This window comes from Enterococcus thailandicus, assembly GCF_001886265.1.
Taxonomy (GTDB): Bacteria; Bacillota; Bacilli; order Lactobacillales; family Enterococcaceae; genus Enterococcus_B; species Enterococcus_B thailandicus.
The window spans coordinates 21383-46152 of the sequence record NZ_JXLE01000014.1 but is presented as its reverse complement, the minus strand read 5'-3'; the positions used below and the strand labels follow the sequence as shown (position 1 = coordinate 46152).

The 24770-nt window shown below is 36.7% G+C and carries 25 protein-coding genes; 16 read left to right on the top strand and 9 right to left on the bottom strand.

Annotated features, from left to right (window positions below; all coding sequences use genetic code 11):
* The first annotated feature begins 7 nt into the window (after positions 1 to 7).
* A complete protein-coding gene (locus RV17_RS10060; RefSeq protein ID WP_067483962.1) occupies positions 8 to 1159 on the top strand; it encodes a mannitol-1-phosphate 5-dehydrogenase in 1152 nt (383 codons plus the stop codon).
* Between the two features lie 115 nt (positions 1160 to 1274).
* Here the strand turns inward: RV17_RS10060 and RV17_RS10055 are convergent, their stop codons facing one another.
* The 3 genes from RV17_RS10055 to RV17_RS10045 are packed head-to-tail and all read right to left on the bottom strand — an operon-like array spanning position 1275 to position 5485.
* Entirely contained in the window at positions 1275 to 3446 is a 2172-nt protein-coding gene (locus RV17_RS10055; RefSeq protein ID WP_071869137.1) for a transglutaminase-like domain-containing protein, read from the bottom strand.
* Between the two features lie 12 nt (positions 3447 to 3458).
* Positions 3459 to 4526: a DUF58 domain-containing protein gene (locus tag RV17_RS10050; protein ID WP_067483965.1), complete on the bottom strand. Its 1068-nt coding sequence runs from the start codon at positions 4524 to 4526 to the stop codon at positions 3459 to 3461.
* Positions 4527 to 4528: 2 nt separating this feature from the next.
* Positions 4529 to 5485, bottom strand: a complete 957-nt coding sequence (locus tag RV17_RS10045; RefSeq protein ID WP_222593616.1) for an AAA family ATPase — start codon at positions 5483 to 5485, stop codon at positions 4529 to 4531.
* Between the two features lie 338 nt (positions 5486 to 5823).
* On the opposite strand from RV17_RS10045, the gene RV17_RS10040 reads away from it, so the two are divergent.
* Positions 5824 to 7116 (top strand): hypothetical protein, encoded by a 1293-nt coding sequence (locus tag RV17_RS10040; protein ID WP_071869155.1) that lies wholly within the window; start codon positions 5824 to 5826, stop codon positions 7114 to 7116.
* A gap of 73 nt (positions 7117 to 7189) precedes the next feature.
* Entirely contained in the window at positions 7190 to 7786 is a 597-nt protein-coding gene (locus RV17_RS10035; protein ID WP_071869136.1) for a prevent-host-death protein, read from the top strand.
* A 75-nt stretch (positions 7787 to 7861) separates the two neighbouring features.
* Here the strand turns inward: RV17_RS10035 and RV17_RS10030 are convergent, their stop codons facing one another.
* Entirely contained in the window at positions 7862 to 8269 is a 408-nt protein-coding gene (locus RV17_RS10030; RefSeq protein WP_071869135.1) for a hypothetical protein, read from the bottom strand.
* A 215-nt stretch (positions 8270 to 8484) separates the two neighbouring features.
* Between RV17_RS10030 and RV17_RS10025 the strand changes: the two genes are divergently transcribed.
* Positions 8485 to 8949, top strand: a complete 465-nt coding sequence (locus RV17_RS10025) for a hypothetical protein (protein WP_067483970.1) — start codon at positions 8485 to 8487, stop codon at positions 8947 to 8949.
* A gap of 193 nt (positions 8950 to 9142) precedes the next feature.
* Here the strand turns inward: RV17_RS10025 and RV17_RS10020 are convergent, their stop codons facing one another.
* Positions 9143 to 9880, bottom strand: coding sequence for a DUF2087 domain-containing protein (locus tag RV17_RS10020; protein WP_071869134.1), 738 nt, complete (start codon positions 9878 to 9880; stop codon positions 9143 to 9145).
* Between the two features lie 200 nt (positions 9881 to 10080).
* On the opposite strand from RV17_RS10020, the gene RV17_RS10015 reads away from it, so the two are divergent.
* Positions 10081 to 10965, top strand: a complete 885-nt coding sequence (locus RV17_RS10015) for a phosphate ABC transporter substrate-binding protein PstS family protein (RefSeq protein ID WP_071869133.1) — start codon at positions 10081 to 10083, stop codon at positions 10963 to 10965.
* 68 nt (positions 10966 to 11033) lie between these two features.
* On the opposite strand, the gene RV17_RS10010 is transcribed toward RV17_RS10015, so the two are convergent.
* Both RV17_RS10010 and RV17_RS10005 read right to left on the bottom strand, forming a co-directional pair.
* Positions 11034 to 12761 (bottom strand): sensor histidine kinase, encoded by a 1728-nt coding sequence (locus RV17_RS10010; protein WP_067483976.1) that lies wholly within the window; start codon positions 12759 to 12761, stop codon positions 11034 to 11036.
* Complete coding sequence (locus tag RV17_RS10005) at positions 12758 to 13462, bottom strand: response regulator transcription factor (protein WP_067483978.1); 705 nt, start codon at positions 13460 to 13462, stop codon at positions 12758 to 12760. The genes RV17_RS10010 and RV17_RS10005 overlap by 4 nt, the downstream gene beginning before the upstream one ends.
* A 128-nt stretch (positions 13463 to 13590) precedes the next feature.
* Between RV17_RS10005 and RV17_RS10000 the strand changes: the two genes are divergently transcribed.
* The 5 genes from RV17_RS10000 to RV17_RS09980 all read left to right on the top strand — a co-directional run bounded on the left by RV17_RS10000 (position 13591) and on the right by RV17_RS09980 (position 17107).
* Positions 13591 to 14076, top strand: coding sequence for a 2-thiouracil desulfurase family protein (locus RV17_RS10000; RefSeq protein ID WP_140444153.1), 486 nt, complete (start codon positions 13591 to 13593; stop codon positions 14074 to 14076).
* Complete coding sequence (locus tag RV17_RS09995) at positions 14077 to 14415, top strand: putative DNA-binding protein (RefSeq protein WP_071869132.1); 339 nt, start codon at positions 14077 to 14079, stop codon at positions 14413 to 14415. It abuts the gene before it with no gap.
* Between the two features lie 33 nt (positions 14416 to 14448).
* Entirely contained in the window at positions 14449 to 15867 is a 1419-nt protein-coding gene (gene ffh, locus RV17_RS09990; RefSeq protein WP_067483982.1) for a signal recognition particle protein, read from the top strand.
* A 97-nt stretch (positions 15868 to 15964) separates the two neighbouring features.
* Positions 15965 to 16558: a DNA-3-methyladenine glycosylase I gene (locus tag RV17_RS09985; protein ID WP_071869131.1), complete on the top strand. Its 594-nt coding sequence runs from the start codon at positions 15965 to 15967 to the stop codon at positions 16556 to 16558.
* Between the two features lie 27 nt (positions 16559 to 16585).
* The gene (locus tag RV17_RS09980; RefSeq protein ID WP_067483987.1) at positions 16586 to 17107 is read left to right on the top strand and encodes a dihydrofolate reductase family protein; all 522 of its coding nucleotides are present in this window, start codon (positions 16586 to 16588) and stop codon (positions 17105 to 17107) included.
* A 328-nt stretch (positions 17108 to 17435) separates the two neighbouring features.
* Here RV17_RS09980 and RV17_RS09975 read toward each other — a convergent pair whose 3' ends face one another.
* A complete protein-coding gene (locus RV17_RS09975) occupies positions 17436 to 17990 on the bottom strand; it encodes an NADPH-dependent FMN reductase (RefSeq protein ID WP_067483989.1) in 555 nt (184 codons plus the stop codon).
* A gap of 229 nt (positions 17991 to 18219) precedes the next feature.
* Between RV17_RS09975 and rpsP the strand changes: the two genes are divergently transcribed.
* The 5 genes from rpsP to rplS all read left to right on the top strand — a co-directional run bounded on the left by rpsP (position 18220) and on the right by rplS (position 20769).
* Positions 18220 to 18495: a 30S ribosomal protein S16 gene (rpsP, locus tag RV17_RS09970; RefSeq protein WP_005875628.1), complete on the top strand. Its 276-nt coding sequence runs from the start codon at positions 18220 to 18222 to the stop codon at positions 18493 to 18495.
* Between the two features lie 11 nt (positions 18496 to 18506).
* A complete protein-coding gene (locus RV17_RS09965) occupies positions 18507 to 18755 on the top strand; it encodes a KH domain-containing protein (protein WP_067483991.1) in 249 nt (82 codons plus the stop codon).
* Between the two features lie 268 nt (positions 18756 to 19023).
* Positions 19024 to 19548 (top strand): ribosome maturation factor RimM, encoded by a 525-nt coding sequence (rimM, locus tag RV17_RS09960; RefSeq protein WP_067483993.1) that lies wholly within the window; start codon positions 19024 to 19026, stop codon positions 19546 to 19548.
* Positions 19538 to 20281 (top strand): tRNA (guanosine(37)-N1)-methyltransferase TrmD, encoded by a 744-nt coding sequence (trmD, locus tag RV17_RS09955; protein WP_067484148.1) that lies wholly within the window; start codon positions 19538 to 19540, stop codon positions 20279 to 20281. The genes rimM and trmD overlap by 11 nt, the downstream gene beginning before the upstream one ends.
* A gap of 140 nt (positions 20282 to 20421) precedes the next feature.
* A complete protein-coding gene (gene rplS / locus RV17_RS09950; RefSeq protein ID WP_067483995.1) occupies positions 20422 to 20769 on the top strand; it encodes a 50S ribosomal protein L19 in 348 nt (115 codons plus the stop codon).
* Between the two features lie 228 nt (positions 20770 to 20997).
* Here the strand turns inward: rplS and RV17_RS09945 are convergent, their stop codons facing one another.
* The gene (locus tag RV17_RS09945) at positions 20998 to 21504 is read right to left on the bottom strand and encodes a TetR/AcrR family transcriptional regulator (protein ID WP_244897493.1); all 507 of its coding nucleotides are present in this window, start codon (positions 21502 to 21504) and stop codon (positions 20998 to 21000) included.
* 355 nt (positions 21505 to 21859) lie between these two features.
* Here RV17_RS09945 and RV17_RS09940 point away from each other — a divergent pair, with 355 nt between their 5' ends.
* Entirely contained in the window at positions 21860 to 24769 is a 2910-nt protein-coding gene (locus RV17_RS09940) for a lectin-like domain-containing protein (RefSeq protein WP_071869130.1), read from the top strand.
* Position 24770 lies beyond the last annotated feature (1 nt).

Genomic DNA, 24770 nt, shown 5'->3' with positions numbered 1-24770 from the left:
GAGAAAGATGAAAGCAGTACATTTTGGAGCAGGAAATATCGGACGTGGATTTATCGGTGAAGTGTTAGCAGAAAATGATTTTGACATTACTTTTGTGGATGTCAATCGTGAAATCATTGATGCGTTGAATGAAAGAAACGGATATGTTATCGAACTTGCGGATGAGTCAAAGAAACGAATTGAAGTCCAACATGTTTCTGGAATCAATAATCAAGAAAATCCTCAAGCCGTAATTGCTGCGATTGGCGAAGCAGACTTAGTGACAACTGCGATTGGACCCAACATTTTGCCTTTTATCGCAGAATTGATTGCTAAAGGGATTGAGCAACGAGAAAAAGTACAGAATACAACACCTTTAGATATCATTGCTTGCGAAAATATGATTGGTGGTTCAGCATTTTTAGAAAAAGAAGTCCGTAAACATTTATCACAAGTTGATTTTTTAGAGAAGTATATTGGTTTCCCCAATGCAGCAGTTGACCGAATCGTTCCGTTACAAAAACATGAGGATCCGCTGTTTGTTCAAGTTGAACCTTTTAAAGAATGGGTGATTGCAGATCACGAACGAAAAAACACAGCAATCGAATTGGAAGGTGTCCTTTATGTAGCCGAGTTAGAACCTTATATTGAACGCAAGCTATTCAGCGTGAACACTGGACATGCAACAGCTGCTTACACGGGTGCTTTGCTAGGCTATCAAACGATTGATGAGGCAATGCAAGATGCGTTAGTTGTCGCACAACTAAAATCTGTGTTGCATGAAACAGGAAATCTGTTGATTGCGAAGTGGGGCTTTGATGAAAAGCAGCATGAGCAATACATTGAAAAAATTATTCAACGTTTCCAAAACAAATATATTTCCGATGCAATTAGTCGTGTTGCGCGGACACCTTTAAGAAAATTAGGAAATCAAGAACGCTTTACTCGACCAATCTTGGAATTAAAAGAAAGAGATATTGTTTCACCACATTTGACTGCGACGATGGGTATTATTTTTAACTATTATGATCCAAACGATGAACAAAGTTGCGAACTTTATGAAATGAAGCAAACAAAAAATATCGAGGAACTGATCCAAACCGTGACAGGAATCAACGATGCGAAAATGATTGGCGCAATCAAACAAAATGTGGAACGCTACGATAAACAAGTTGCGTAATGAAAAGTTCGACCATTACATCAGATAAAAAAGAGGCTGGGACTCATCAAGTTCCGGTCTCTTTCTAATTTCTAAAACAAGTGAAAGCCACTTGTCTTTTAGTAGCATGAACAATTTAGTTTCGTTTAGAAAAGAAATGAAGTGATTTACTGATTGTTTTAATAATAGTCAGATAAGTTTCTTTATCAAAATGCATCGCTTGATTTTGTCCATAAATAGTTTCTTCATAGTTTTTGGTTAGCTTGATTAAATGTTGGTGCATTGAAATCGCCTTTTCGACACGATAACTGTAGTCCTGTAAGCTTTCTGCACGTTGTCTTGGAAATAGCTTTTCTACATGTGCTAGCAATTGTTGATAGGTTCTTTGACTATCCGAAGCGAAAAAAGCCACTTGGTAATAAAAAATGTGCCAACGAACTTTTTGACGAAAGGAAGGAATGAGTAATGGGACGAGCAAAAATATGAATAGAAAGAAAACGACGAATTTCCATAAAGACCTATCTGCGATTGTTGTATCAGAAAAAATAGGGTTATCTTCTGTTGAAGTTATTGCCTCTGAACCAGTTGTTGAGGAAACTGCTGTCGTTTCGGCTGCTGACGATTGTGACTGACTTTCTGGAACGGCTGTGGGAGTCGTTTCCTGCTCACTTTGTGCAGTTGCTGGGTTTGCAAATGCTGGTGTGGGTTCAAAAGGTAACCAGCCAAAGCCAGGAAAATAAACTTCTGGCCAAGAGTGAGCATTGCTATTTAAAATACTGTATTCCTTGAGCCCATTACTGTGGCTACCTGTTTGATAACCCATAGTAAAACCTTTTGTCCAGCGTGCAGGGATACCAAGTGTACGCAGTAAAACTACCATAGCCGAAGAAAAATTATCACAATAACCAACTTTAGAATCAAATAAAAAGTGATCGACATAGTCACGATTTGCAGGTGTGTGTGGTGTATCGACTTTTGAATAACGGAATTCGCCACTACTTTTCAAGTAATCTTGGATTGCAAGAACTTGATCGAGTAAGGTTGTTTTGGTAGTTGTTATTTCTTCAGCAAGAGAAGTTATTCGTTTTGGTAAATTTTCTGGTAGCTGAAGCTCTGTTTGATGTTCTGCTTGATCTGCACCAGTTAAAACACTATCGACTAACATCTCATAAGTATAAGAAAGATTGGTAATAGTGAATGTCGCTGTGAATGATGATGATTTATCTAAGACAAAACGTTGAGTATCTGGTAAGAAAAATAACGCACTATCCTGCATTAATGGAAATGCCGTAAGACTAGAATTTCCATAAGAGTAGGGAAGAAAAGTCTGTTCTTCTGTTGTCAACTGAAGGGTAGTTGGTTCAGCAACGATTGTTTCTGGATAATTGAGTAATTGGTGTGGCAACTCGTTTATTTTAAAAGAATCTCGACTATTTTCTGTCCAACCAGTACCAGTATAGACTCCTTTATTCTGGATTTTATAATAATGACCAGATTCTTGAACTGCCGTAAAAACGATGTCCGTTTGATCGTAGATTGGTCCCCCAAGAGTTTCATCATTTTCACTGAATCCAGTTCTTGAACGTCCTGCTTCTTGAAATGTACGAATTCTGGCATACAGTCCTTGTTTGTTGAAGAATTCTCTGACAGGAGCGCTCTTTGCTTCAATTATTTGTGTAACTTCAGGTAATCGTGTAGGAATCCAAGCACTAATGCTCAGCGAGCCAAGCAAAATAACCGTAGCAAAGAAGACGAAGAGCCATCGGTTACTCTTTTTTGGAAGTAATGATAACTGACGAATGAAAAGATAACTGAATAAAATGATAACAATAAAAATACACTCAGTTAACAAATCAAATTCGCGGAAAATACTTAACATCATGAAATAAAGCACCAGTGCTAGAAAGGGAAGCGCCCATAAGTCATAATCAATGGTTAGAGTAGCTAATAAATAAACAAGACATAACATGAGAATGAATGCTGGCAATTCAGGAAAGTAATGGAACTGATTGGTGACTAATTCGTTAAATTCGGATTGGATTTGGCTTGTCAGCTCAAAAAACCAATTACTTCTGACTGTTGCTGGAGGAAAATAAACAAACAAGCTAACCAAGATAGCAAAAAAAGCTAAAATTACTCGAATAATTTTAGAAGAAACCAGTCGGATAATCAGACAGAAGATACCAATAGTAGCAATCAACGGTAAACTTGTGGTGAGATCATTCGCAGTTAAAAAAGTTGGAGCGCCTGCACTTAATAGCAAGAAGGCGTAAAAGCTTCGCCACCATTTTTTCGCCGAAAGATTCAACTTGAGCACCTCCTAACTAAGTTTTTTTAATGGAAACTTTCGTTGACTCTCATCTTGTATAAATAGTTGATTATTTTCAAAATAAATGACGATAACGTTGATGGCTTGCTTTCTCCAACTTGAAAGTTGTTCATGGACTGCTAGAGAGAGTTCTGGAACAAACAGAAGTATCTCCTTGAAATCACGGACACTAAGGTCTGGTTGTTGTAGGTAATCATCTAAAGCACGTAACTGCGCAAAGAAAGCGGGAGAAAGTTGTGTACCTTGGTACTTCTGTTTAGCAAAAATCAGTTGATTTGGATAAGTTTTCTGGTAATAAGAAGCTAAAAAGGAAAAATATAAATCAAGCATTTTTTCAAAATTTGTTGCCGTTCCCCAAAAGAAACAGATTAAGTCAGTTTGTTGAACAGCAGGCTCATACTCACGAGAAAGCCATTGTTGATAGTAAGCGGAACGCTTCCAATCAATTTGTTTTAACGAATCGCCTTGACGATGCTCTCGAATCCCAGCAAGATTTTGAGAAGGTAAGAAGTTGTTTTTTTGTTGTTTACGTGTCAAAAAGCGCGCTAATTTTTGTGCTTCAGGTAATGTGTTATTTGGTAAGACTAGGGGAGTGAATATTATCTGTTTTGTTTTACTTTTTCGAAATAAACCTAAATAATCATAAGCGATGAATTGGACTGAAATTGTTTCAAAAATTCCTCTTTGTTGTGGCGTCCAAATGACTGATTGTTGTTGTTCTTTTTTTGAAATCATCAAAAAAGTCTGTGCTTCTGGTATAAATTCTTCTGGAAAATGTAATGTTAGGCGTGGTAAAAAAAGTGTTGGGACTTGTGACTTAGCAATGCGAACATTGACTGTTATTGAATTGTCTCGATAAACAAGTGTAGGAACGGTGAGAACCAGCTTGATTTTTGATAGTCGTCTGCTTAAGGAAAGCCAACTGAAAGTAATGTATAAGGTAAAGAGAATGACTAAAAACCAGCCAAATTGTTGATTAAATAAAAGCGTGAAGAGTAAAAATAAAAAATATATTAAAAAAATACTGCTATTAATGAGGTAATTCCAGTACTTTTTCATAACTATTTTACCGGAATTGGGATTTGTTTGAGCATTTCTGCTAAGAGTAACTCAATTTCTTCATCGGTCAACGAACGATCATGAAATAATAGACGATGTTTAAAAACAAATGGCAAGAGAACCTGAAAATCTATTGGTGCAACATATGTCCGCCCCTTGATGACTGCGTGGGATTTAGCCGCTTGAATAAAGGCTAAACTACCACGTGGACTGATACCCAATTTAATTGCTGGATGATTACGTGTAGCAGTGACTAATTCTAGCGCGTATCGTGCGACTGAAGGGTCAAGATACGTTGTTGAGACAATTTGCTTGATAGAAGTGAGGGTCTCTTTGGTGAAAATGACTTTTAATGTCGCTAAAGACTGTTCTTGTATTTCCAATAATAAAGACAGTTCTTCTTCAAAAGAAGGATAACCAATGTGTAAACGGAATAAAAATCGATCAAGCTGTGCTTCTGGTAACGGATAAGTTCCTTCATATTCAATTGAGTTTTGCGTTGCTAAAACGAAAAAATGATTATCTAAAGGATAAGTTTGATTATCAATAGTAATATGTTTTTCTGCCATGGCTTCGAGTAATGCTGCTTGAGTTCGTGGAGTTGTTCGATTAATTTCATCTGCTAATAAAATAGTAGTGAAAATCGGTCCAGGACGGAATTCGAACTCCTTTGTTTTTGTATTATAAAAAGAAAAACCCAAAATATCCCCCGGTAAAAGGTCTGGCGTAAATTGAACGCGACTAAACTCACCTTGTATTGTTTTAGCCAAAGCTTTTACAAGTAATGTTTTTCCGACACCAGGAACATCTTCAAATAAAAGATGTCCACCAGAAAACAGAGCAACGAGCATTAATTCGATGATTTGTTGTTTTCCCACGATGACTTTTTGAACCTCGGCTATTAAATGATCGACTTTTTCTTTTACTTCATGTATTGTATTTTCGTTATTTTTATTCATTTTTCACATCACCTTCTCATAAAAAAACTTGTTTCTTTCATTGTAAAGGAAGCCGTACATTCCTACAAGCAAAGCAGTTTTGCTTAAAATAGTATGTTTTATCGATCTAAATTAAAAAATAAATGAGTTTTTAATGAAATAAATAGAAAATAAAAAATTGTTGAAGCTTTTTGCGTAGTTTATTACGACAGGTTTCTCTTCTCAGTGATCTAATGATGTGTGCAAAAAAGGAGGCAACTGTTTTAGCCAAAAAATGATTTTCCACAAAATTTTGTGATATCCCTGCGAAAAAAGCATACAGAGAAGTAGAGGATCGTAGCTTGGCTGGACCAAAACATATGAAATGGCAAAAATTGTTATCAAAAAATTCACAAAATTTATTTTTGCTGATGAATCAAATGAAAGATCTGACTTGGAAAAAAGCAGATCTTGCAGAAAAATTAGGTGTCGATGTCAAGACAATTGATCGACATTTAAGGCGTTTAGAGGTAATTGATTTTCCTGTACAACTGATTTACCAGAAAAAGTCGGTACGGCTGATTTATAGTTTAGGATACAGTGAACCTTATCTGCTATTTGATTTTTTGATTCATTCTGCATCATTTCGATTGTTGAAAGATTTAATTTTGGAAGAAAAGTATCAAGAAAATTATGATCGACCAACACAAGAACGTTTGCGAAAATGGTTGGGAGAGTATCACCTTTCTTTCTCTTATAAAAAAGGACAGATTTTTGGTTCAGAGAGGAAAGTTCGTTACTTACTCTTTAGTTTTTTGAAAGATTTTCCACATTTTTTTGTTGATGATGGAGAAGAATCTTTTTCGGAAATTTTTATTCGTTTGTTAAAGCAACGAAAACGATTGTCTTCAGTGGAAATTTTAGGAGACAACCAAACGATGTTTTTTGAATTGTTTCCAGAACTACTTTTTCGAGAAGAACAAAAGCTATCCGTAAAAGAAAAAAACTATCTGTGTATTGTGAGATTAAGTTGTAATGTGATTACCAAAAAGCGTTGGGAACGACTAGAACAAACGAAAGACTATCGAAAGCTGACAATTGTTACCGAAAAATTAGATTCATTTTTTTGGTTAAATAGTGATTTTGAAACGTTCAACAAGCAAAGAATCACGCAAGTTCTTTATCAAGAGTGGTTGCGTTATTCAATTGGAATCCAGGAACGTTTATCGGACGAAGAAGTTCAGGAGTATCAACAAACATTGAATACTTTTCCTAATGCAAAAGAAAAACTTCATCAATTTCGATTAGCAATTCAACAAGCCTTGACGCATCCATCTGTTAGTTGGGGCCTAAATTTATTAAAAACAATGCAAGAACGCGGATACTTAGAAGTGCATCCACCCTCTGTAAAAATTGTTTTACTCTTTCGTTTTGACCATGAAGAAGCAAGACGGTTAGCTAGAATTTTGGATACCGCGCTTCGTCATCGTAAACGGACGTCTATTCATGTGTGTACGAGAAGTAAACCACCACATTATGCAGATTTGATTATTACCGATCATTTTTCACCGTTAGCTTATTCTAAAGAACAGAAAACTTATTTTTACCATTCTTCTCTTGGCGTGGAACAACTGTTAAAGGATCTTGACGAATGGATTTCGCTAAAATTATAGAATCTTCGATGAATAAAGCCAAAATTTACTGTGCTATGCTATAATAACCTTGATAAAAAAGGAGGGAACTTCGTTGGAATTAAAGAAATTAGAGGTCCCAACATCTTCAATTACAGAAGTCAAACGATCCCCCATGGATGTATTTGCTCAAGCAAGAGAAGCCGGGACTGGTGTATATATTTTTAACCGAGAAAAAGTGGCAGGTGTTATGCTGACTCAAGAACAATATGAAGCATTAGTTCAAGAATTAGATGACCTACGCGAACAAAAAGTAGCAAACAAACAGCAAATGTCAGAGATGATTGCCGAGGTAAAACCATCATTTGAAACAACTGCAGCAACAACCAATGAACCACCTGTGACATCAACGGTAGCCGGAATGGAAGAGTTGGTAGAAACACTTCAAAAAGTACTCTTTACAGGAATGCCAATCGTAGCAAAAAATTTAGATGAACGAATGGTTTCACTTGGCTTTATCACGAAGAAAACAGGATTTGGCGGTGTCGTTGCCATGTTGGATGAACTAAATGAAACTGGAAAAATCAGTTATCAATTACGAAAAAGACAACAGGACCAATCCGTTATTGCAGAAATTATTGGGGAACAAGAAGCAAATTCTCCTGTTTTTGATAAATTGCTAATCAAGAAAATTTATATTCATGAAGGATAAAAACTAAGAGAGTCGCAACTAATTAGTTGCAGCTCTCTTGTTTTTTTGCGGATTAAAAAGGGTGAAGATGAAAGACTATTTTTGTGAATTCTTTCTAATTGTCGAAAGTGAAATTTTCTGGTTACGACTTTGTTTCGAATATGTAAAGAGAGTTGCCCAAAAAGCGCCAAATGCTTGAGGAACTAAATAAAGAAGCCCGAAAATAAGTACAAGCTGTGTCGGTTCAAAAGGTTGATAGAAAAGTTGCCAGTCAGAAAATTTTAAAGAATATATGTAAGAAACAATAGTGGAAATGATATTTCCAACAAGCAGCAGTCGCATTTGTCCTTTGATCCTCATCAGAAATCCACCAAGGATCGCGAGAAAGATCAGAAAAATGAAGCCGGAAACCGAGTGATAATGAAAATCAAGCAATAACACAAGATACAAGTATGGAATCAGGAACAGCAGCAAAAAAATTTTTGACAGGTATTTTGTTAACATAACTAAAAACCTCCTTATACTTGTTTAAAAACCTTTAGTATAGTTATATTTTAAAAAGAAAAAAAACATTAAGCAAACCTTATCACACAATTTGTAGGTTAAATGAATAAACTCTCATTCCCTTATCTCTAAAAAAAAAGTTTTTCCCCCTAATTTTTTTAGAGAGAACATTGTATAGTGATAGGCAAGAAATTTTTATTTTGGGGAGGAAGTAAATGAGACAGAAAATCATGGGCAGACGTAGTTATTTATTTTTTTGGTTTTTTCCACTTCTTTTGCTTCCGTTTACTTGGGTGAATGCAATCGTTCAAGGAGCCGAGGTGTTAGGTTTGATTCAGGGAAGCGGATTTTTAGTAGCACGTAATTTTCCAACATTAACTATTTTTTATTTGCTAGTGAGTGTTAGTTTGTTGATACCAAGGTCTCTGATTAATAATTATAATTGGAAGCTGATTTACTTTTCTTGTATGTTGATTTTTACGTCGATGTTTGCATTATTACCAAGAATGATTATTGGGCCAACAGGACTTAGTCAAAGTGGCTTGAAAGACTTATCCGACTATTCCGCTATGTATTTTTTGACAATCCGTCCATTATTTTATTTGGCGGCTGCGTCATTTATTGTTTCAGTAATCATGTATTTGTTCGTTGAACTGAGAAGACAAGACCGACAGAAATAGTTTCTTCTATTTAAAAAAGTGTTGAAAACTGTTCTAAAAATTGGCTTTCTTTTGATCAAATAACAGTATAAATAAAGTTTAAAAGGCAATTAAAAAAGAGATGTGAGCTGTGTAGTGAACCCAAAAAGTCTAAGTTTTTGGGCGTACATTTGCTCACATCTCTTTTAACGTTGGTGACAACAAAGGATAAGTTTTATTGATTTAGCCAATATGTTTTTCCATCAGTTGTACGTTGCATAAATCCATATTCAATTAAGTAGCGGCGAGTCGAAACGAAATCTTCGACGTGTTGTTTCAAAATATCATTGATTGCATGCTCGGAATAATTTTTTTTCGGATCAAATTTTTGTGTTAAATAATTTAAGAGAATGATTTTTCTTTTTTCTTTACTTGGAAAAGTTTGAATAAAGTCATTATCATCTAAATAAGTTTGTAAGATTTTTTCCTGTTCAGCGGGCGTGATGTTGTATCGTTCATCTAGCATTCGCGCACCTGTGTGAGGTGAAATGAATGTTTGACCACTTGCTGGTAAAAGCTTCATAAGAGCAGTCAGTCGTTTGGCTTGGCGCTCTTTTTCTTTTAATTTGAATCGATGATTTCTTACCGTTGATGGGGAGATTCCTAGGCGCTGAGCGATTACAGTGTCGCTTAAATTTTTTTCAAACAGTTGGATGATTTCGTATTGACTTTCGGATAACCCTAACGATTCTCTAGATAATTGAAGTAGGGCATGCAAGGGGCCACCATGTGCCAATCGAAGATGTTGTGTGATCGCTCCTTTTGCGGTTTGAAGTGCGCTAGGCGTAGTCAAATCTGGATAAATTTTTTCAAATTGAAAAGTTACGTCACAATAAAGGCACTGATAAGTTTCATGTTCAATTGTCCAGCCATTTAGATAATCTTGTTGTTCATAAAGTAATTCAATTTCCATACAAAAACCTCCTTGTTTGCGTTTATATTAACATTTTATCTATTTGTTTGTAAAATAATAAACATAATTATTTTTAGTTTATTTTATACTTTAAACTTTACAGGAAATTTACAGAAGTTCACGAATTGTTTACAACATCCATATCTGAGCTTTACAGTAGCTTGTTACACTTTACTTGTAACTAAGAGAGGAGTATTTGAATGAAAAAATTATGGTATTCTTTAGGCATCATTGGTTTCTTATTAGCAGGTTGTGGTTCGTCAGGTACAAGTACCGACTCAACTGCGCAATCAGATAAAGCAGGTTCAGAACAAGTAAAAATTGTAGCAGTTGGTTCAACTGCATTGCAGCCATTAGTTGATGCTGCACAAGATAGCTTTACCCAAGAAAACTCAAATTATCAAATTTCTGTTCAAGGTGGCGGAAGTGGCACAGGGCTAAGCCAAGTGTCAGACGGCGCCGTGACAATTGGAAACTCAGATGTTTTTGCAGAAGAAAAAGATGGAATCGACGCAACTAAATTGGTTGACCATAAAGTGGCTGTTGTCGGAATGGCACCAATCGTCAATAAAGATACTGGCGTCACAAATGTTTCTCAACAGGAATTGATTGATTTATTTACAGGAAAAATCACAAACTGGAAAGAACTTGGTGGAAAAGATCAAAAAGTCACAGTGATTAACCGTGCAAATGGTAGTGGAACTCGTGCTACTTTTGAAAAATGGGGATTGAATGACGAAACACCTGTGCAATCACAAGAGCAGGATTCGTCAGGAACGGTTCGCCAAATCGTTGCACAAACACCAGGAGCAATCAGTTATCTTGCCTTTTCTTACTTGGATGAAACAACTCAAGCTTTGAGCGTGGATGATGTGAAACCAGAGGAAAAAAATGTGGCAGACAATAGCTGGAAAATCTGGGCATATGAGCACATGTATACAAAAGGAAAACCAGACGCAGCTGTTCAAAAATTCTTGGATTACATGACAAGTGAAGATGTCCAAGAAGGACCAGTTAAAGATCTAGGTTATCTACCAATCACATCAATGAAAGTTGAACGTGATGTTAACGGAGAAATCAAATAAGAATATGAAAAAAAGCAGCGGCGAAAATCGTATCGATTCTCGTCACTGTTTTTTTCATGTTAGTCACTTCATAAAGTAACTTCGAAAGTGGAGCCCACACCGGGATGACTTTCCACAGTAATCGTGCCGTGTAACAATTTGACATAGTCTTTGACGATTGCTAGACCTAAACCTGTTCCTCCAGAGTGTCGGCTGCGTGCTTTATCAACGCGATAAAAACGTTCAAAAATTCGTTCCTGGTCTTCTTGATCAATTCCAATTCCAAAATCTTGGACAGAAAACCATAAGTGATCATCTACACGATAACGAATAATAATTTGGCCACCTTCTTTTGAATATTGGATGGCATTTTCAATCAAGTTTTTGATAATTGGGTATAAAATTTCTGACTGAATGGTAAATGCGCCATTATTCCCCAGCAGTTTAACACTTAATTTTTTCTGTTTGATAAAGGGTTGGTAGCTTTGAATAATTTGTTCAAAGTAAGATTCTAGATAAATCGTTTGTGATTCATATAAATTTTCACCATCTTTAGATAACTGAATGATTTCGCGAATCAACTGATCTAAACGACGAGCATCTTTTTGCATGATTTCTAAAAAAGTAGTTAATGTTTCTGGATCATCTTTGGCACCATCAAGAAGTGTTTCCGTGAAGCCCATCAATGAAGTAACCGGCGTTTTTAATTCATGAGAAACATTTCCAACAAAATCTTTCTGGACTTTTTCGAGCCGACGAACTTTGGTTAAATCATAAGCTACGCCAAGAATTTGTCCAGTTCCATCTGCATTGATAAAGTAACGTAAACTGATGTCCAACGTTTGATTGCCTTCACTTAATTTGATTTCTTGCTGAACTAACGGATTCGTAGCAGAAACCTGATGAATCAAATGGATTAGCTGAGGTTCTTGAATGACCTCAGCATAAGGTTGCGAGGTCAGATAAGTCGTAACCCCAAGATGCATCTGCATTTTAGGATTTAGTAAACGTAAATGCGATTCGGAATCAATTAGAAAGACGCCAATCATTAATTCGTTCAGCAACGTGTACAACTGTTCTTCAGTGGTTGCGTAAGCACGATACATATTACTCATTTGTTCGCTTAGTGCGTTGATTGTTTGATAAAGTTCTTCCCATTGATCTGAAGTTTGCATAATGACTTCTGTTTCTTCGGGGTCGTTGACCATTTTTTTCAACACAGGTAGTACGGTATGCAAAGGTTCATTTCGCTGATAAGCAAAATAGGCGATCATTCCTGAAAGGATGCAAAAGAAGAGAAGAAAGAACAAGAATACCCAACGACGAAAATTTTCTGTGCGTGGTAAAAATCCGCTTGTTGGCTCGGCAATTCGGATCATGGCTTTTAATTGACCATTTTCTTTAATCGGTAAAGCGACATAGAGAAGCTGTTCATTTAAAGTCACACTTTGACGTAAGGAACTTCCCAATCGCCCACCGTCAAGGACAGCTTTGATTTCGGGACGAGTGTTACGGCTACCTGTCAGGTCATCATCACTGGTATCATACAAAACATTGCCATTAGCATCTAGTAGCGTGATTCGTTCAGAAGATTGATGAACAAATTCTGTCAAGGTTTCTTTGTTTTCCATTGAGTCAGGATTTGCCCAAGTAAGTTGTCGCGTTAATAGTTGTGCTTTCTTGGTCAAGTATTCTTCTTGTTGTTCAATAATTTGCTGTTGAAAATAATTTGAAATCAGTTGCCAACTACCAATAAAAACTGTTAGGAAAACGACCAAGAATAGGATACGTCTTGAGAAAATTTTCCAATTTTTCATAGTCGAGGCTCCTGAAATTTGTACCCAAATCCACGGACAGTTACTAAATATTTAGGATGTTTTGGATCACGTTCGATCTTTTCTCTCAGGTGACTGACATGAACATCGACGATTCGACTTTGACCAGCAAAATCAAAATTCCAGATACGTTCGAGCAAGGTGTCTCGATCAATTACGCGATCTTTTCGTTTCATAAAGTAAACTAACAATTCAAATTCTTTGGGAGTCAGTTCAATCAAACGACCGTCAACAGTGACTTGAAAATTAGTTAAGTTAGCGATGATTTGACCAACTGTTAAATATTCTGGCTCTTCTTCCTCAGCAGGCTTGCTTCGAGGTTCCATTCGACGAAAGATGGCTTTCATTCGAGCTAATACTTCGCGTGGGCTAAATGGTTTAATTAGGTAATCATCGGCACCAATTTCTAAGCCTAAAATTCGATCAATCTGATCATCTTTAGCGGTTAGCATCAAAATGGGTGTATCATTTTTTTCTTGGCGAAGCTTCTGTGTAATTTCCATGCCATCCATTGAAGGAAGCATCACATCTAAAATAATAAAATCAAAGGCTTGATCTAAAGCAAGTTCTAATCCCTCGCGTCCATCCGTTGCACTGGTAACTTGATAGCCTTCTTTTTCTAGGTTAAAGGTTAATAAAGTGACGATGGAAGGTTCATCATCAACAACTAAGATTTTTTTCATAAGCGCTCCTTTAAAACATATTCATGCTTTCCTATTTTAGCATAGAATCAAGGGGAGGGGCTATGTAACCAACTCAATAAATGGTATAATAATTAGGCACTTTGTTGGAAGGAAAGGAAGCGATTCAAATGATTGGTATCAGTGCTTGCTTAGGCGGTGTGTTATGTCGTTATGATGGGCAGCCAAAAGCTGTTTCGCAACTTGTCGCATTGGTTGAAAAACACGAAGCCATCATGGTTTGCCCAGAAGTTTTGGGTGGCTTACCGATTCCCCGAGATCCAGCAGAAATTGTCGGCGGAGATGGGTTTGACGTTTGGAATGGGAAAGCAAGAGTCATAACTTCCAAAGGTGTCGATGTGACAAAAGAATATCAGGCAGGTGCAATTCTTGCTTGGCAAAAATTAAAAGAACAACAGATTGATCAACTCATTTTGAAGGCAAAAAGTCCTTCTTGTGGTAGTAGTCAAATATATGACGGTACATTTTCTGGTACATTAACAGAGGGTGTAGGCGTAGCAACTGCCTATTTTTTACAACAGAAGATGAGCGTTCTATCTGATGAAGATTGGTTAGCACAACAGCAAGAAATTACGAAGATAAATGAGGTGAGTTGAATGGAAATTGAAAAAACAAATCGAATGAACGCACTTTTTGAATTTTACTCGACCTTATTGACTGAAAAACAAATGAATTATATGGAACTGTATTATGCTGATGATTTTTCACTTGGAGAAATTGCAGAAGAATATCAAGTCAGTCGACAAGCAGTTTATGATAATATTAAGAGAACTGGAAAAATTTTAGAAGACTACGAGAAAAAACTGCATCTTTTTTCAAATTACATCGTGCGTGAACAAGCCTTGGAACAACTGATGACTTATGTCACCGAGCACTATCCAAAAGATAATGAACTGATTGGTTCTATCCAGCAAATTCAAGATATCGAAGAGTAACAAACTAGAAACTAATTAAAGGAATGAAGAAAAATGGCATTTGAAAGCTTAACAGAACGTCTGCAACAGGCGATGGGAAAATTAAGAAAAAAAGGAAAAGTATCAGAAGCTGACGTCAAGGAAATGATGCGGGAAATCCGCTTGGCTTTATTGGAAGCCGATGTCAATTTACAAGTAGTCAAAGACTTCACGAAACGTGTGCGGGAGCGTGCTGTTGGAGTAGAAGTTCTTGAAAGCTTGTCACCAGCACAACAAATCGTCAAAATTGTTGATGAGGAATTAACGATTACCTTGGGTTCCGAAACAGCAGAACTAATCAAGTCACCAAAAGTCCCAACTGTTATTATGATGGTCGGGTTACAAGGGGCTGGTAAAACGACCTTTGCTGGGAAATTAGCAAACTTTTTGAAGAAAAATGAAAAAGCACGACCATTGATGATTGCAGGAGACGTGTACCGACCTGCAGCGATTGACCAATTAAAAGTCTTGGGACAACAATTAGATGTGCCTGTCTTTGATATGGGAACAGATGTCAGTCCAGTTGAAATCGTTCGTCAAGGAATGGAAGTTGCCAAAGAAAAGAAAAATGACTATGTCTTGATTGATACGGCTGGTCGTTTACACATTGATGAACTCTTAATGGATGAGTTGAAGCAAATCAAAGAAATTGCACAACCAAATGAAATTCTCTTGGTTGTTGATGCAATGACTGGACAAGATGCGGTCAACGTAGCTGACAGTTTTAATCAACAACTAGGTATTACTGGGGTTGTTATTACAAAACTTGATGGAGATACCAGAGGTGGGGCAGCGTTATCTATTCGTTCAGTAACTGGTGCACCAATCAAATTTATTGGGTCAGGTGAAAAATTAACAGATCTTGAAGTCTTCCATCCAGATCGTATGGCCAGCCGAATCTTGGGTATGGGTGACATGCTGACGCTGATCGAAAAAGCGCAACAAGATTATGACGAGAAAAAAGCAGAAGAACTTGCCCAAAAAATGCGGGAAAATTCTTTTGACTTCAATGATTTTATTGAACAACTGGATCAAGTAATGGGAATGGGGCCATTAGAAGATCTAATTAAAATGATTCCAGGAATGAATCAAGTACCAGGGATTGAAAACGTAAAAGTTGATCCAAAAGATGTAGAACGGAAAAAAGCAATGGTCTACTCAATGACACCTGCCGAGCGAGAAAATCCTGATTTGTTGAACCCTAGCCGTCGTCGTCGTATCGCTGCTGGTTCAGGAAATAGTGTAGTAGAAGTAAACCGCATGATTAAACAATTCAAGGAATCCCGTAAAATGATGCAACAAATGTCGAAAGGTGACATGAATATTCCGGGAATGGACCAAATGTTTGGTACAGGAGTCAAAGGAAAACTTGGAAAAATGGCGATGAATCGCATGGTTAAGAAAAACAAGAAGAAAAAGAAAAAACGTAAATAAGCAATTGCTGAATTGAATGAATTTGAGCTATGACAAACGATTGATTGAAATGTTGTCATAGCTTTTTTGTTAATGAAGGAAAGTGGAGGTAAGGAAAATGAAACGATGTTCTTGGGCAGAAAACACGGCATCAATGAAAGAGTATCATGATACGATTTGGGGTGTTCCGGAATATGATGATCAACGACTTTATCGCAAGCTAATGCTGGATATTAACCAAGCAGGATTAAGTTGGCAAACGATTTTAAATAAAACTGAAGCTTTTGATTCTGCGTATGATCATTTTTCTTTAGAAAAAGTGGCGGCATATGACGAAAATAAAATAGAATCTTTGCTTCAAGATAAAGGAATTATTCGTAATCGAAGAAAAGTTGAAGCTGCTATTCATAATGCTAAGGCCGTTCAAAAAATCCAACAAGAATTCGGAAGCTTTGCTACTTTTTTATGGTCGTTTTCTGATGGTGAAGTGGTGAATCATATGTATCAAACACAAGAAGAAATTCCGACAACGAGTGAACTATCTGATAAAATCACTAAAGAACTGAAGAAACAGGGGTTTAAATTTGTCGGTAGTACCACGATTTATGCATTTTTAGAAGCAGTTGGAATCATTAATGATCATGTCATTGATTGCTTTAGACATTCAGAAGTAAAGCAATCAACGATTCAAGAAGACGAATCAATTGATTGATAAAAATCCGAAGTGAAGGAGAGACATATGCGAAAAATCGTTTTTTACGGAGCTATTAGTTTGGACGGTTATCTGGCAACAAAAGAAGATGATTTACAATGGCTATTTGATACGCCGGCAGGTGAGGAAACAACTTATGAAGCATTTTATGAAACAATTGATACAACGATTATGGGGCGGAAAACGTATGAGGAAGCTAAGAAATCTTTAGGTACAGAATTGTTATACCCGGAAAAGAAAAATTATGTATTTTCGAGAAATCGATCATTGATTCTGCCAGACGCGACAGTAATCAATGATGATCCAGCCTCGTTTGTAGAAAACCTTCGACAAGAATCTGGCTCAGACATCTGGATTGTTGGTGGAGGCTCGTTGCTTAAACCTTTGTTAGAAAAACAGTTGATTGATGAATGGTGGATTCAAATCACACCAGTCTTACTCGGTGAGGGAATTCGCTTGTTTGAACCCGGTGACTATGAAGAAAGACTAGAATATGTTGGTGCACAACAATTTGGTCAGTTTCTTGAATTACATTATCGAAAAAAATAAAAAAGTTGTATGCCAAATTTTTATTTGGCATACAACTTTTTTTGCTGAATTGCTTGAAGCTGAACGCTTTGCGCGACAACCTTTATCCACGGTGCTCCCAAAGCAACTCCTCGATATAGCTTGCATCCACTTCAAAATATGAAGAGCTATTTTGAGTGATTGCTCGCTATCTTGTCGGAGCTAAGCGCTTTGAGCCACAACCTTTATCCACGGTGTTCAAGAAGTAACTCCTTCAAAATAAGAATAAATTTCACGAAAATTTGAGAAGCAATTTCTGAAAATTTATTCTTATTTATTGGAGCCGTACACTTCTTTCACAACCTTTGTTTTACTTCGTCAATTTTTCCAAGAAGTCAATATACGCATTCACAATTGTTTCAAAGAATTTCATCGTACCATCAATGATTTTTCCATCTTCACCAACCAAGTTTGCAATATTACCAATGTAAGCTTCTGGTTGTTGAAGTGTTGGCACATTTAAGAAGACTAAAGATTGACGGATAATATGGTTAGCACCAAATCCACCGATTCCACCAGGAGAAGCAGTAACAACTAAACCAGGTTTTGTATCCCAAACGCTTTGACCATAAGGACGAGAACCAACGTCTAGTGCGTTTTTCAAGACTGCCGGAATTGAACGATTGTATTCAGGTGAAACAAAAATAACACCATCTAAATCTTTTACTTCGTTACGGAAACGAGTCCAAGCTTCCGGTGCATTTTCTGGTGTTTCAAGATCTTCATTATAAAAAGGAAGATCATCAATTTTAACAAAGACACTTTCATAGCCTTCAGGTAGTAAGCTTGCGAAAGCTTCAGCAACCTTTTTGTTATAAGAATCTTCTCTTAAACTTCCAATAAAAAAGCCAATTTTTTTTGTCATAAATAGAACCTCCTAATAATTATCTTTCATAACTATCTTACAAAAAATAAGTAAAACGAGCAAATAAAAACACTTGCTATTTAAAGATCCAAAAAAATAATCGAAAAAAGTGTCTACAATCAATAAAAAAAAGGAATTTATGAGACTGTAAAGAAAAAAAGCTTTACAGGGTAAAAAAAAACTGTTACACTACATCTTGTGAATAAATCAATGGAGGTGGAAATAAATAATGGCAGTTAAAATTCGTTTAAAACGTATGGGTTCTAAAAAGAGTCCTTTTTACCGTATTGTAGTAGCTGATTCACGTTCTCCTCGTGACGGACGTTTCATCGAAACTGTAGGTACTTACAATCCTTTGAAAGACCCTGCAGAAGTAGTTTTAAAAGAAGACTTAGTTCTTAACTGGTTATCAAAAGGTGCACAACCTTCAGATACAGTTCGTAACATCCTTTCAAAAGAAGGCGTTATGCAAAAACACCACGAAGCTAAATTTTCAAAGAAATAAGGTGAGCGGATATGAAAGATTTAAGTGAGCTAGTCTTAACAATCGTTCGTCCGTTAGTCACTCATCCTGATCAAGTTCGGTTAGAGGTCGTTGAATCGAAAGATTTTTATGAATACAATCTAACTGTAGCACCAGAAGATATTGGTCGTATCATTGGAAAACAAGGACGAGTTGCCAAAGCAATTCGGACTATCGTTTACGGTGTACGAATTAACGCGCCTAAAAAGGTTCGTTTAAATATCGTTGATGATAAGGAATAATCAAAAACTGTTTCGAATTTTTTCGAAACAGTTTTTTTTTGCTTTCTACGAAAGAATGATGTCCTTAAAAAGTTTCTATCGCAAAGATTACCTTATTCAACCGTAAACGTAAAACGTGGGTAGAACACAAAATGAGTTCAATCTATGTCCCGTATTTTTCTATTTTTTGACATAAAAGTAAAAAAGAATTCATTTTGAAAAACAAAACTAGAATTGACTAAACGCCCATGCTAAAATGAAGCAGAGAAAAAAGAAATGAGGAAAAATTGTGACTGAATATCTAAATGTTGGAAAAATTGTCAATACTCAAGGTTTAAAGGGTGAAGTTCGTGTTATTTCAACGACTGACTTTCCTGAAGAACGTTACCAAAAGGGTGCACAGCTAACTTTGTTCCAAGATGGAAAAGCACCGGTTGAATTGACTATCAAAAGTCATCGTAAACATAAAAATTTTGATTTGTTGAGTTTTGAAGGACACCCATCAATCAATGATGTCGAAAAATATCGTGATGGCATTTTAAAGGTGTCAAAAGAAGAAATTTCAGCGCTAGAAGAAAATGAATTTTATTACCATGAGATCATCGGCTTAGAGGTCTTGGATGAGGCTGGCGAAAAACTTGGAAAAGTAAAAGAAATCCTTTCTCCTGGAGCAAATGATGTTTGGGTAGTTCAACGTGAAAAGAAAAAAGATTTGTTGCTTCCTTATATTGCATCAGTCGTAAAGGAAGTGGATGTAGCCAATGGAGTAGTCCATGTGGAAATTCCAGAAGGGTTGATTGATGATGAAAATTGATGTATTGACCCTATTTCCTAAAATGTTTGAAGGTCCTATGGGTGAATCAATTATTGGGAAAGCTGTTGATAAAGGATTGCTAGACATCAATGTGTCTAATTTTCGTGAGTATTCTGATAACAAACACCAAACAGTCGATGACTACCCTTATGGTGGTGGAGCTGGAATGTTATTGAAAGTTCAACCAATCTATGACAATTTAAAAGCAATTGATGAAGCAAATCCAACTGTCAAGAAGCGAGTGATTTTGTTAGACCCAGCTGGTAAACAATTTAATCAAGCGATGGCAGAAGAATTTTCGCAAGAAGAGCAGTTAGTATTTATTTGTGGTCATTATGAAGGATATGATGAACGAATCCGAACCTTGGTAACAGACGAAGTTTCGTTGGGTGATTACGTTTTGACTGGGGGAGAACTTGGAGCGATGGTTATGATTGATGCCACTGTTCGCTTACTTCCCGATGTGTTAGGAAATCAAACTTCTGCGCAAACAGATTCATATTCTACTGGCTTACTTGAGCATCCGCAGTACACAAGACCTGCTGAATTTAAAGGAATGAAAGTCCCTGATGTATTAACGAATGGTAATCATAAGCTGATTGAAGAGTGGCAATTAAAAGAATCGTTACGTCGAACCGTTCAACGACGCCCGGATCTACTAGCTGACTTAGAACTAACACCGCAGATGGCGAAATTTTTAGCTGAAATCCAGCAAGAAGAGGCAGAGCAGTAAAATACTGTTTGTCATGAAAATTTACTTTACACTCATTTGATAGTGTGATAATATTTTATGGTGAGTGCAAAGCACTTAACTATTACGATGTTCCGCTGTGAGTTCACTCATAAGAATGTTTGGAATAAGGAGAAGAAAACATGAATCCATTAATCGAAGAATTAACAAAAGAACAACTACGTTCTGACATCCCAGCTTTCCGCCCTGGTGACACTGTACGTGTTCACGCGAAAGTTGTCGAAGGTTCACGCGAACGTATCCAGTTATTTGAAGGTGTTGTAATCAAACGCCGTGGTGCTGGAATCAGCGAAACTTACACAGTTCGTAAAATTTCTAACGGAGTGGGCGTTGAACGTACATTCCCAGTACACACACCACGTGTTGCTCAAATCGAAGTAGTTCGTTATGGTAAAGTACGTCGTGCAAAATTGTACTACTTACGTGCATTACACGGAAAAGCTGCTCGTATCAAAGAAATCCGTCGTTAATTTATTATTCGACAAATCTGAGTCCTTGCTTAAGCAAGGACTCTTTTTTTGTATTAAATTGGACTCTGCTTTTACAAAGAGTATCTTTAGTCTGGAAAAAGTAGCCAAAATAGAAAAAATGCCTAAAATTCATTTTGAAAACGTTGATTTTAGACGTTTTTTAAATTGAAAAATGTGCTGAGAATGACCGGTTTTCCAGTTTTATCTCACTCTCAAGAGACTTGTGCTTTAAAGTAAAAGTTCATAAGGGGAGATTTCTTTTGCTTTGGTAATAATAGTCGCAATTTGTTCTGGTGTTTCTTCTCCACCTTTTTTGATCCATAAATTGACAACGCCGACAATACTGGATAATAAAATTTCTTTGGCGTAATCGTCGGGTAAATTTTTACGAGAAAATTGAAGACTTTTGGACTTATCTAATTTTGAAAGAACCAGTTCATTTAAAATATCTTTGACCATCTGCATAAAATGTGGATCGCCACCTTCACTAGCTAAAGCCTGAATAAACTCAAAATCATTTTTTATGTAGATAAGTGCGTGCAAAATAGATTCATAAGGAATCAATTGGATAGGATCTTCCAAATTTTTAGGGTTTGTATCTAATAACAAAATTTGTTTGAGGTCATAAATAGCTTCCATTTCTAATTTTTCCATTAGATCATATTTATCGACGTAATGAAGATAAAAAGTTCCTCTGTTGATCTGAGACTGCTTTGCAATGTCACTTACTGTCATTGATTCAAAACCTTTTCGTTAATGAGCTGGATAAACGATTTTTTGATTTTTTCTTTTGTTTGCGTATTTCTTTTCATTTAGATACACGACCTTTTTTGTGAAAAAAACCAGATATACGTTCATTTTCAATGAGTGGAAGAAGCATTCTCTTACTTTATATTAGTCGTTTTAAGGCTGGTTTTGAAACGTTTTGTTAATAAAATTCTCACGTTTTTTAAAAAAATGAAAAAAATCTGATAAAAATTTACAGAAAAAATAAATATACTAAGCATATAGAATAAACCAATGTTCTGTGTGCTTAATTCGTTTATGCACAAAATCAAAACAGTAAAATGAGCAGAAGGGAGGAGAAAAAGTGAAAAAGTTTACGAAAATGTTGGTCTTACAAGCAACAGTTTCACTATTCATTGCACCGACAATGTTGGCTTCGCCAGAAATCGTTCAGGCTGTGACGACAGAAAGTGCGCAAGAAAATCAGAACCAAGTTGGCAATGTTTCGCTCCAAAAAGTTGAACAAGTCGAATCTGGTAATCTTGTTTGGACTGTATTGATTGAAAAATCATCGTCTGAAATGAATCGACAAATGACTTTCACTGTTACTGAACCTACTGATGTGCTTAGTGTTTACCAACCAGATAAAGAGCAACAAGTACAACCAGATAAAAATGGTATTTATCAAATTGGTGAAAATAATCAGCAAGCTCAAACAATGCAACTCGAGATCCAAACAAAAAAAATTCCCCAGCAATTCGATTACACGTTGAAAATTTCCCCAGTGATAAATGAGGGGGAACAGCAACTTTTATTGAACCAGAAAGAAACGTATGATTTTTCTTTTACGGCAACAGAAGAAACAAGCAGCGAGGAAACGAACACAACAGAAGAATCGACAACAGCTACTGAAAGCTCGACAAGCGAAGTAGAAGAAACTGCCAGTGAAACGACTGAAATGACAAGTTCTGCTGAATCAGCCACGAGTTCATCGACTACGAAAACATCTGAAAGTACGAAGAACACTTCTGGTTCAACAACACAACGTGCTGTGGCACCGGCAGTTGCGGCAAGAAGTAGCTTAGCACGAGCAGGATTAGGAACCGGAAATCCAGTTGTTCCAAAAGGTGCGATTCAATTAGATGGTATTTTTTCAACCGTTGGAAAGAGCCGACCTGATAAGGATGGACATTACGACCCGAATTTTAGCGTAGGTGACATAGTTAAACCTGGCCCATCTGATCAGAACAATGGGATGCCTTATGATGAAATTTCTCTTTCAGGAAGCAATCGTGCTGTCGGTGTTTGGTCTAACTATAAATATCGTTTAGATTTTAATCAAGACTTTCACGGAAGAACGTATGTGAACTTTGGAACGGAACAAGCAGACGGCTTTGCTTTTGTCATGCATAATGATGCGGCAAAAGATCAGGCACTAACAACAGCAAATGCATATTCTGATGGACAAAACTTAGGTGTTTATGGCGGAACAAATGCATATAAGCCATCACTTTTTGGAGCACTACGGTATCCTGACTATCATGCTATTAAAAATTCAGTTGCGATTGAATTTGATTTATATGCAAATACTGGTGGCGACGGGATATTTGACAAACAAAGTAATGCACAGAAAGTACCGCATATGGCATGGAATTTACCAGGAGATTATAAATTTACCTATCGATCAGAGGGAAATTTTTTTGGAGACGAAAGCTGGAGTGATGGTAATAAAGCAAAAGTCTATCATAAAGATATTCAGTATATGAATGATTATGTAGCCGATAATGTAAAAGATGGAACTTGGTATGAGTTTCGCTATAACTTTGTTAAATCAAGTAATCAATTTAGTTATTATTTAGAAAATCCGATCACAGGTGCAAAAACACCAACAGTTAATATTCCATGGGATACCTTGAACTCTGATAAAGGATTAAATTTAAGTGCAAATGAAGGAAAAGCCTACTGGGGATTCACCGCAGCAAATGGGGAGTCTAGTGGTCAAACAAAATTTGTCTTCACCCAAGTTCCAGTAGATTTAGGTGCAACAGTCACAAATGATGTGGTTGCCAATGGTACCTCAATTGTTGATTCAAAGGATACGCCAGAAGATCAATACTCAGAGTCATTACCATCTGCACAATATGGTGATGACGTTACACTAAAATCAACGTTTGCAATTGACTCTGCTGCTGAAGACGTATACGACATTACAACTTGGCATGCAACATTAGATACGGCAATCTATGATATTTCTAAAGGAATCAAAGCAATAAAAGTGGATGGAAAAGAGGTTGTTGGAGCATCTGGAACTGTTGATGCCAATGGAAACGTCACTGTAACATTTTCACCCAGTATCGCAGTTGGTATCGGGAAAAAAGTTACACTGGAATTCACTGCTTCATTAAAAGCAAAAGGTGATAGGAAAAAAACATATTTTGAAAGCCAGATTACTGCTAGGGAAAATAACGTAGGTGGCTTGCTTAACTTCCATGGCGATGAAGTAGCCTACTGGGTTGTACCACAACCGGAACACCCAACAGTTTTATCTTGGGAAACACCTAATGTAGTGACTGAAAAAACAGAAACAAAAGATCGCTCAGAAGTAGCAGATGGTTATGATTTAACTTTCTATTGGAAAGATGAAGATGATGGTGATATTTTAAATTTCACAATCAATCGAAATGATCCTGATGCAACAAATGAGTTCGCTCAAATTGTCACAACAGGTTCAACCGAGTTTAATAGCCATAGCTGGCATATTCCTGCAGATAAAATTGTTCCAGGGGTGAACGATTATACGATTACCATGAAACGTGGCGACGAAGTTCAAACGTTGAAATTGAAATTAGATGTTACTGGAAAGCTTTCCTTTGAGACTGCACCAGACATGTTGAGTTGGACGGGAAGAAAAGCGAGTGAATCAAAAGGAACCTTGGCTAGGGATAGCGGGAACCCAATGACGCTCAGTGTCTTTGACAGTCGCGAAGATACCTCAACTTGGTCATTATATGTACAGGCTGAGTTGACAGATGCTACTGCACCATTTGATTTCGTCTTTAAAAAGGATGCCTCAAGTGCCGAACAAACAATCATGTCAGACCCTGTGCTTGTTATGCGCAAAGGGGACGTGACACCAACGGACTTTATGACGACTAAAACATGGAATGAATCAGAAGGTGTCTTACTTCAAAGTGGTAATTATATGCGTGTCGGCGATTACAGTGGTAAAGCTGTCGTGAAGTGGAACCTTTACGACACAGAAGTACCAGAGTAGG

Bases quoted from the DNA above. Each gene is read 5' to 3' on its own strand.
- RV17_RS10060 (WP_067483962.1), top strand. From the start codon at position 8: ATGAAAGCAGTACATTTTGGAGCAGGAAATATCGGACGTGGATTTATC.
- RV17_RS09980 (WP_067483987.1), top strand. From the start codon at position 16,586: ATGCGAAAAATCGTTTTTTACGGAGCTATTAGTTTGGACGGTTATCTG.
- RV17_RS10015 (WP_071869133.1), top strand. From the start codon at position 10,081: ATGAAAAAATTATGGTATTCTTTAGGCATCATTGGTTTCTTATTAGCA.
- RV17_RS09995 (WP_071869132.1), top strand. From the start codon at position 14,077: ATGGAAATTGAAAAAACAAATCGAATGAACGCACTTTTTGAATTTTAC.
- RV17_RS09965 (WP_067483991.1), top strand. From the start codon at position 18,507: ATGAAAGATTTAAGTGAGCTAGTCTTAACAATCGTTCGTCCGTTAGTC.
- RV17_RS10005 (WP_067483978.1), bottom strand. From the start codon at position 13,462: ATGAAAAAAATCTTAGTTGTTGATGATGAACCTTCCATCGTCACTTTA.
- RV17_RS09945 (WP_244897493.1), bottom strand. From the start codon at position 21,504: ATGACAGTAAGTGACATTGCAAAGCAGTCTCAGATCAACAGAGGAACT.
- RV17_RS09975 (WP_067483989.1), bottom strand. From the start codon at position 17,990: ATGACAAAAAAAATTGGCTTTTTTATTGGAAGTTTAAGAGAAGATTCT.
- RV17_RS09985 (WP_071869131.1), top strand. From the start codon at position 15,965: ATGAAACGATGTTCTTGGGCAGAAAACACGGCATCAATGAAAGAGTAT.
- RV17_RS10045 (WP_222593616.1), bottom strand. From the start codon at position 5,485: ATGAATAAAAATAACGAAAATACAATACATGAAGTAAAAGAAAAAGTC.
- RV17_RS10050 (WP_067483965.1), bottom strand. From the start codon at position 4,526: ATGAAAAAGTACTGGAATTACCTCATTAATAGCAGTATTTTTTTAATA.
- rplS (WP_067483995.1), top strand. From the start codon at position 20,422: ATGAATCCATTAATCGAAGAATTAACAAAAGAACAACTACGTTCTGAC.
- RV17_RS10010 (WP_067483976.1), bottom strand. From the start codon at position 12,761: ATGAAAAATTGGAAAATTTTCTCAAGACGTATCCTATTCTTGGTCGTT.
- RV17_RS10025 (WP_067483970.1), top strand. From the start codon at position 8,485: ATGAGACAGAAAATCATGGGCAGACGTAGTTATTTATTTTTTTGGTTT.
- RV17_RS10000 (WP_140444153.1), top strand. From the start codon at position 13,591: ATGATTGGTATCAGTGCTTGCTTAGGCGGTGTGTTATGTCGTTATGAT.
- ffh (WP_067483982.1), top strand. From the start codon at position 14,449: ATGGCATTTGAAAGCTTAACAGAACGTCTGCAACAGGCGATGGGAAAA.
- trmD (WP_067484148.1), top strand. From the start codon at position 19,538: ATGAAAATTGATGTATTGACCCTATTTCCTAAAATGTTTGAAGGTCCT.
- RV17_RS10040 (WP_071869155.1), top strand. From the start codon at position 5,824: ATGAAATGGCAAAAATTGTTATCAAAAAATTCACAAAATTTATTTTTG.
- RV17_RS10030 (WP_071869135.1), bottom strand. From the start codon at position 8,269: ATGTTAACAAAATACCTGTCAAAAATTTTTTTGCTGCTGTTCCTGATT.
- RV17_RS10020 (WP_071869134.1), bottom strand. From the start codon at position 9,880: ATGGAAATTGAATTACTTTATGAACAACAAGATTATCTAAATGGCTGG.
- rpsP (WP_005875628.1), top strand. From the start codon at position 18,220: ATGGCAGTTAAAATTCGTTTAAAACGTATGGGTTCTAAAAAGAGTCCT.